Annotated in this window: 9 protein-coding genes, 4 tRNA genes and 1 rRNA gene; all 14 read right to left on the reverse strand. The window is 56.4% G+C overall.

All coding sequences use genetic code 11. The features are described 5' to 3' along the window. Positions 1 to 111: 111 nt before the first annotated feature. Positions 112 to 477: a 50S ribosomal protein L7/L12 gene (rplL, locus tag TRP66_RS22650; RefSeq protein ID WP_333407641.1), complete on the reverse strand. Its 366-nt coding sequence runs from the start codon at positions 475 to 477 to the stop codon at positions 112 to 114. A gap of 79 nt (positions 478 to 556) precedes the next feature. Next, the gene (gene rplJ / locus TRP66_RS22655) at positions 557 to 1,057 is read right to left on the reverse strand and encodes a 50S ribosomal protein L10 (RefSeq protein WP_333407643.1); all 501 of its coding nucleotides are present in this window, start codon (positions 1,055 to 1,057) and stop codon (positions 557 to 559) included. 195 nt (positions 1,058 to 1,252) lie between these two features. Continuing rightward, complete coding sequence (rplA, locus tag TRP66_RS22660) at positions 1,253 to 1,948, reverse strand: 50S ribosomal protein L1 (protein WP_333407645.1); 696 nt, start codon at positions 1,946 to 1,948, stop codon at positions 1,253 to 1,255. Then, positions 1,948 to 2,379 (reverse strand): 50S ribosomal protein L11, encoded by a 432-nt coding sequence (gene rplK, locus TRP66_RS22665; RefSeq protein ID WP_081569201.1) that lies wholly within the window; start codon positions 2,377 to 2,379, stop codon positions 1,948 to 1,950. The genes rplA and rplK overlap by 1 nt, the downstream gene beginning before the upstream one ends. Before the next feature lie 118 nt (positions 2,380 to 2,497). Next, positions 2,498 to 3,031, reverse strand: a complete 534-nt coding sequence (gene nusG / locus TRP66_RS22670) for a transcription termination/antitermination protein NusG (RefSeq protein WP_002555501.1) — start codon at positions 3,029 to 3,031, stop codon at positions 2,498 to 2,500. A 9-nt stretch (positions 3,032 to 3,040) separates the two neighbouring features. Continuing rightward, entirely contained in the window at positions 3,041 to 3,409 is a 369-nt protein-coding gene (secE, locus tag TRP66_RS22675; protein ID WP_333407652.1) for a preprotein translocase subunit SecE, read from the reverse strand. Positions 3,410 to 3,455: 46 nt separating this feature from the next. Next, positions 3,456 to 3,531, reverse strand: a tRNA-Trp gene (locus TRP66_RS22680). Between the two features lie 160 nt (positions 3,532 to 3,691). After that, a tRNA-Thr gene (locus TRP66_RS22685) sits at positions 3,692 to 3,767 on the reverse strand. A 26-nt stretch (positions 3,768 to 3,793) separates the two neighbouring features. Further along, positions 3,794 to 3,867 (reverse strand) — tRNA-Gly (locus TRP66_RS22690). 24 nt (positions 3,868 to 3,891) lie between these two features. After that, positions 3,892 to 3,976, reverse strand: a tRNA-Tyr gene (locus tag TRP66_RS22695). Positions 3,977 to 4,118: 142 nt separating this feature from the next. Next, positions 4,119 to 4,541, reverse strand: a complete 423-nt coding sequence (locus tag TRP66_RS22700) for a hypothetical protein (protein WP_333407654.1) — start codon at positions 4,539 to 4,541, stop codon at positions 4,119 to 4,121. 7 nt (positions 4,542 to 4,548) lie between these two features. After that, the gene (locus tag TRP66_RS22705; protein ID WP_333407656.1) at positions 4,549 to 5,298 is read right to left on the reverse strand and encodes a pantothenate kinase; all 750 of its coding nucleotides are present in this window, start codon (positions 5,296 to 5,298) and stop codon (positions 4,549 to 4,551) included. Next, on the reverse strand, positions 5,288 to 6,247 hold the full coding sequence (gene birA / locus TRP66_RS22710; RefSeq protein ID WP_333407658.1) for a bifunctional biotin--[acetyl-CoA-carboxylase] ligase/biotin operon repressor BirA: 960 nt from the start codon (positions 6,245 to 6,247) through the stop codon (positions 5,288 to 5,290). Before birA ends, TRP66_RS22705 begins: the two co-directional genes overlap by 11 nt. A gap of 164 nt (positions 6,248 to 6,411) precedes the next feature. Continuing rightward, positions 6,412 to 6,515 (reverse strand): 5S ribosomal RNA (rrf, locus tag TRP66_RS22715); the annotation flags it as partial.

A 6,515-nucleotide genomic window follows, 5' to 3' on the forward strand; every position in this document is an offset into this window, starting at 1 on the left:
GTTATCGACGTCGACCTGGTCGACCGTCTATAACGGAAAAAGGCCGGTGGCAAAAGCCACCAGCCATCAGCCTTTCGCTTAACGCTTGGGCTGGACGCTCAAGGTCGATGCTTATTTCAGCTCGACTTTAGCGCCTGCTTCTTCCAGAGCGGCCTTGGCCTTGTCTGCTGCGTCTTTAGCAACAGATTCCAGGACCATTGCTGGAGCGCCGTCAACGACTGCCTTGGCTTCTTTCAGGCCCAGACCGGTCAGTTCACGAACTGCCTTGATCACGTTGACTTTCTTCTCGCCAGCTTCGGTCAGCATGACGTTGAATTCGGTTTGCTCTTCAACAACTGCAGCAGCAGCAGCTGGACCAGCCGAAGCGGCTGCAGCGGTAACACCGAACTTCTCTTCGAAAGCCTTGATCAGTTCTACAACCTGCAGAACGGACATTTCAGCTACGGCGTTAAGGATATCGTCTTGAGAGATGGACATGACTCAATTTCCTGAATTGGGGGACGGCCTCTGCGACCATCAAAATAAACAAAAATACGCGAAAGGAGATGCTTCAGCCTCAGGCTGCAGCGGCTTCCTTCTGATCGCGAACAGCCGCCAGAGTACGAGCCAACTTGCTGGTAGCGCCTTGCATCACGCTCATCAGCTGGGAAATTGCTTCGTCACGGGTCGGCAGGCTTGCCAGTACGTCGATCTGATTAGCTGCGAGGAACTTGCCCTCGAACGCAGCTGCCTTGATCTCGAACTTGTCCTGACCTTTGGCGAACTCTTTGAACAGACGGGCAGCAGCGCCCGGATGCTCGTTGGAGAATGCGATCAAGGTCGGGCCGGTGAACACGTCGTTGAGGACACTGAATTCAGTGTCGGCAACAGCGCGCTTGAGCAGGGTGTTACGTACGACACGTACATAAACGCCAGCTTCACGAGCCTCTTTACGGAGTCCGGTCATAGCGCCGACTGTCACACCACGGGCATCAGCCACGACAGCGGACAGACCAGCTTTGGCAGCCTCGTTGACTTCAGCGACGATGGCCTTCTTGTCTTCGAGTTTAATTGCCACGGGTTTAACTCCTGCTTGTTACCGTTTCATCCAACCGGAGTCAGATGTCGTTTTGGTGTCTGATTCGGTAAGGAACCGGGAGCACCATCTGCGTAGGCTTGTGGTTTAAGACTTGCGTCGCCTACGGTCTTGGATAGCCCCCGCCAGGCAGGGACCCCAATCTTGGAAAGGCACGGCGTACCGTGCCGATCTGTCTTACGCGTCCAGCGAACCCTGGTCGATGACCAGGCCTGGGCCCATGGTGGTGCTCAGGGTAACGCGCTTGACGTAGATACCTTTCGACGAAGCTGGCTTGATACGCTTGAGGTCAGCGATCAGCGCTTCAACGTTTTCCTTCAGCTTGACAGCGTCGAAACCGACCTTGCCAACGGAAGTGTGGATGATGCCGTTCTTGTCGGTGCGGTAGCGAACCTGACCAGCCTTGGCGTTCTTGACAGCGTTGGCTACGTCTGGAGTCACGGTACCGACTTTCGGGTTAGGCATCAGGCCACGTGGACCCAGAACCTGACCCAGCTGACCGACAACGCGCATGGCATCCGGGGAAGCGATGACGACGTCATAGTTCAGATCGCCGCCCTTCATTTCAGCAGCCAGATCATCCATACCAACGCGATCGGCGCCGGCAGCCAGAGCAGCTTCGGCAGCCGGGCCCTGGGTGAAGACAGCAACGCGTACGGTCTTGCCAGTGCCGTGCGGCAGCACGGTAGCGCTACGTACGACCTGGTCGGATTTACGCGGGTCAACGCCCAGGTTTACAGCAACGTCTACCGACTCGCTGAACTTGACGGTCGACAGCTCGGCCAGCAGAGCGGCGGCGTCGACGAAGTTGTAGACCTTGCCAGCTTCAACCTTGCCAGCGATTGCCTTTTGACGCTTGGTCAACTTAGCCATTACACACCCTCCACGTTAAGGCCCATGCTACGAGCGGAACCGGCGATGGTACGCACGGCCGCTTCCATGTCAGCTGCAGTCAGATCCGCATTTTTTACTTTTGCGATTTCTTCGAGCTGAGCACGGGTAACGGTGCCGACTTTAACGGTGTTCGGGCGAGCCGAGCCGCTGGTCAAACCTGCTGCTTTCTTCAGCAGAACCGACGCAGGTGTACTCTTGGTTTCGAAAGTGAAGCTACGGTCGCTGTAGACAGTGATGATCACTGGAGTCGGCAAGCCTGGCTCAAGACCCTGAGTACGGGCGTTGAACGCTTTGCAGAATTCCATGATGTTCACACCGTGCTGACCCAGAGCCGGGCCGACTGGCGGGCTAGGGTTAGCCTGAGCGGCCTTCACTTGCAGCTTGATGTATGCAGTTATCTTCTTGGCCATGAGGCACTCCAATTACGGGTACAAGCGCCAATACAGGCTCCCCGGCTTATGACACGTATATCCCAGTGACGAAAAAACCCCACAGCCTTAGACTGCGGGGTGTGGGATTCCAGCTCAGTTATGCCTTTTCGACCTGACTGAACTCCAGCTCTACCGGAGTAGAACGACCGAAAATGAGCACAGCCACCTGGATCCGGCTCTTTTCGTAGTTAACTTCTTCGACAGTACCGTTGAAGTCAGCGAACGGACCATCGGTAACCCGAACGACCTCACCCGGCTCGAACAGTGTCTTCGGCTTCGGCTTGTCACTACCGTCGGCGACGCGACGCAGGATTGCCTCAGCTTCTTTGTCAGTGATGGGAGCTGGCTTATCGGCAGTACCGCCAATGAAACCCATGACACGAGGCGTGTCCTTGACCAAGTGCCAAGTGCCTTCGTTCATGTCCATCTGGACCAGCACGTAGCCAGGGAAGAATTTGCGTTCGCTTTTGCGTTTCTGGCCATTACGCATTTCAACCACTTCTTCAGTGGGGACCAGAATCTCGCCAAAGCCATCTTCCATGCCTGCGAGCTTCACACGCTCGATCAACGAGCGCATTACATGCTTCTCGTAACCCGAGTAAGCATGCACTACGTACCAACGCTTAGCCACGGGACACCCTTAGCCAACTATCAAGGAAACAAGCCAGCCGAGCAGGGAATCAAGACCCCACAGCAGCAACGCCATAACCAGCACCACAGCTACAACGATCAGCGTGGTTTGCGTGGTTTCTTGGCGAGTTGGCCAAACGACTTTGCGAATCTCTGCGCGAGCTTCCTTCGCCAGAACGGAGAAAGCCTTGCCCTTGCCTGTTTGCAGCGCAACGAAGGCAGCAACAGCGGCAATCACGAGGAGAGCGAGAACACGATACAGGATCGGCTGCGCAGAGTAATACTGATTACCGACAACACCGACAACTACCAAAACGACTACCAGGAGCCACTTCAGCAAGTCAAAGCGAGAGTCCGATGCTTCAGCCTTGGGATTCATCTACGAAGATCCTGTGAAAAGAAAGCCAGATTACATCTTGGGAATCTGGCAGGTCAGGAGGGAATCGAACCCCCAACCTACGGTTTTGGAGACCGTCGCTCTGCCAATTGAGCTACTGACCTAAAACAAAATCAGGCCGACCATTATGCGGACCCGACAAGAGTTTTTCAACACCCATTTCAGCAGCCGTGAACCACCCGCCACTTCCTGGGCCAAGCGCCGTGCAAGGGCAGCACGACCGCTTAAAACAAAGGCAGATATTTGCATATCTGCCTTCGGTAATGGAGCTCTTGAGCGGATTTGAACCGCTGACCTCACCCTTACCAAGGGTGTGCTCTACCAACTGAGCTACAAGAGCGAAACACTTTGCATGAGCTGCAAACTTGGAGCGGGTAGCGGGAATCGAACCCGCATCATCAGCTTGGAAGGCTGAGGTTCTACCACTAAACTATACCCGCACGATTTGCAGATCGCGCTAAATCTGGTGGAGGGGGAAGGATTCGAACCTTCGAAGTCGTAGACGTCAGATTTACAGTCTGATCCCTTTGGCCGCTCGGGAACCCCTCCTAAGCGAGGCAGCATTCTCAACTCATGCTGCCCTTCTGTCAACCATTTTCTCATTAAAAACTTGAGGTTACATGCGTTGACACTTACAACCCCGTTCGCGTGACTTACACCACGCTGCGAAGCGGGCGCCATTCTATGCAAACTAAATGGCAGATGCAATGCCTTCGCATAACATTATTTGGTTTTTTATCTGGGGGAAATCCTGGGCCAGCTGAGCCAGCAGATCGGCGCCAATCAGACGACGACTCTCCGGCAGTACCTTCAGCCAATAGACGGAAGAGGCTCCGACCGTCTGCGCATGAAAACTCGACTGCACATCCAGGCTAGTGAGCCGCTGCTCGATCGCCCTGACCTGATCCTCGGCTGGAAGACCTCCCAGATACAGACATTCACGCGCCTCCGCCTGCCCGGAAGGACGAGACTCGCTGAGCAGCCGTATGTCCTGACCCTGGTTGCGCTGCATGGCCAGCGGCATGATTTCCTTGGGTCTGGGCGGCGCCTCCTGCTGATGCCAGATGTAGTAGAAAGCATTGAGCATCAACAGCAGCAATAACAGCCAGCGCATGTGCACCTCAGCGTAGTGGACAGGCCAATGCCAGCCCGATGAAAACCAGATCAGGAACGATTCGAGCATCTGGGAGCACGTCCCCCACGAGCGCGGCGTCGCCCCCTGTCACGAATACGCAGAAATCGCTTCCCCAGTATTCTCGCGCCAGATCAACCTGAGTGGCCGCGAATCCTCTGAGCATGAGTGAACAGCCCCGCTCCACCGCCTCGGCAGTTGCGCGACCGGGAATGAAATTCGCCAGAGCCCGTTCGGCTGTCGCATCGTCATAGCGAATGCGCCGGGTGTGCGTTCGCAGCTGGTTGCGCATCAACGGCATGCCTGGACAGATGAAACCGCCCAGGTGCTCGCCGCTCGGCGACACGAAGTCGGAAGTTACCGCAGTCCCTAGATCGAGCACCAGACAGGCTCGTTGAGCCAGGTGCCACCCACCTACCAGCGCGAGCCAGCGATCAAGCCCCAAGCGTGAGTAGTCTTCATATCCGTTGACGACTCCGGCGAGCTCCTGGGCCGGCTCTGCACATACAGCCTCGAAACCGAAAGCCTGGTTCAGCACCGCGCAAAGGCTGCGGGTCTCCTCCTCGCTTCGCACGCTGACCAGTCGGCAGGCGCTCAAGCTGAGGTCCGGAACCTGCTTGAGGTGCTCCAGGAGGGATTGATCTGAATCAACGACGCCTCCCGCAACTATCGCCACGCCGCCCTTACCGGTGACTCGCCATTTGATGAAACTGTTGCCGCAATCAAGCTCAAGAATCATTGCGCAACCTCAAGCTCAGCTCGCCGCCGCTGAAGCTTCGCTCCTCGCCATCCACGCTCAGGCGCAATGCACCCAGCCTGTCGACGCCCAGCACAACGCCCTTTATAGCGTTTTCTCCGGACAGAAGAGTCACTTCTCGACCTTGCCAGAGGTGTGCGCGCTCCCAGACCTCCTGGAAGGCAGCAAAGCCCTCCACACGATGTCGGACCAGCAGCTCTTCAAGCGTGCGGCTTATTTTTCCTGCGAGCTCGTTACGGTCCACCGGATTTCCTTGCTCGATACACATGGATGTCCAGGCTTGATCGACCTCGGTGCAATCTCGCATATTCGCATTGATCCCCACGCCGATAATCACGTGGCAGACGTCGGCCGGATCGCCTATCAGTTCGAGCAATATGCCGGCGATCTTGCGGTCACCTACGAGCACATCATTCGGCCACTTCAAACCTGCTTTCGAGACACCCATCGAGTGAAGGACTTCCATGACAGCCAGGCCTACCAACAGACTCAGGCCTTCGAGCTGACGCATTCCACCGTCTACTCGCAGCACCAGGCTGTAGTACAGATTCTCGGCGAACGGACTTACCCATTTGCGGCCGCGGCGACCTCGGCCCGCCGTCTGCTGCTCGGCCATGACCAAGAGCGGAGTATCGGCGCCCTGGGCCACCAGGCGTACTGCCTGGGCATTAGTGGAATCAACCGTTTCCTGGAGGTGAGCAGACCACGAGCTCGGGAAACCGAACTTCCTCAGGGAGTCTTCATCGAGCAGTGACAGGGGATGCGCAAGCCTGTAGCCACGGCCGCGTACTTTGTGAGTTTCTATCCCCAGCTCGGCTTCCAGTTGCTGCAACTGTTTCCAGACTGCCGCCCGGGTAATGCCCATGGCCTGCCCAAGGACTTGTCCGGAATGAAACTCGCCGTCGGCCAGTAGCTTTAACAAGGTCAGCATGTACGTCTCGCTCGGCAATGAGGGACGCATGATAGCCACGCGTACCCGCAATGCATAGGCCGCTGCATGCCCCAAAAGCAGAATGCGAAGGAGGCAGTTCTGAAACAGGACCCGGAAAAGACAAAACCCCTGACTGCATGCGCAATCAGGGGTTTCGGAATGAATCTTGACGATGACCTACTCTCACATGGGGAAACCCCACACTACCATCGGCGATGCATCGTTTCACTGCTGAGTTCGGGATGGGATCAGGTGGTTCCAATGCTCT

The organism is Pseudomonas sp. JDS28PS106 (assembly GCF_036706555.1).
In the GTDB taxonomy this organism is placed as follows: Bacteria; Pseudomonadota; Gammaproteobacteria; order Pseudomonadales; family Pseudomonadaceae; genus Aquipseudomonas.

Bases quoted from the DNA above. Each gene is read 5' to 3' on its own strand.
- rplL (WP_333407641.1), bottom strand. From the start codon at position 477: ATGTCCATCTCTCAAGACGATATCCTTAACGCCGTAGCTGAAATGTCC.
- rplA (WP_333407645.1), bottom strand. From the start codon at position 1,948: ATGGCTAAGTTGACCAAGCGTCAAAAGGCAATCGCTGGCAAGGTTGAA.
- rplK (WP_081569201.1), bottom strand. From the start codon at position 2,379: ATGGCCAAGAAGATAACTGCATACATCAAGCTGCAAGTGAAGGCCGCT.
- secE (WP_333407652.1), bottom strand. From the start codon at position 3,409: ATGAATCCCAAGGCTGAAGCATCGGACTCTCGCTTTGACTTGCTGAAG.
- TRP66_RS22700 (WP_333407654.1), bottom strand. From the start codon at position 4,541: ATGCGCTGGCTGTTATTGCTGCTGTTGATGCTCAATGCTTTCTACTAC.
- TRP66_RS22705 (WP_333407656.1), bottom strand. From the start codon at position 5,298: ATGATTCTTGAGCTTGATTGCGGCAACAGTTTCATCAAATGGCGAGTC.
- birA (WP_333407658.1), bottom strand. From the start codon at position 6,247: ATGCTGACCTTGTTAAAGCTACTGGCCGACGGCGAGTTTCATTCCGGA.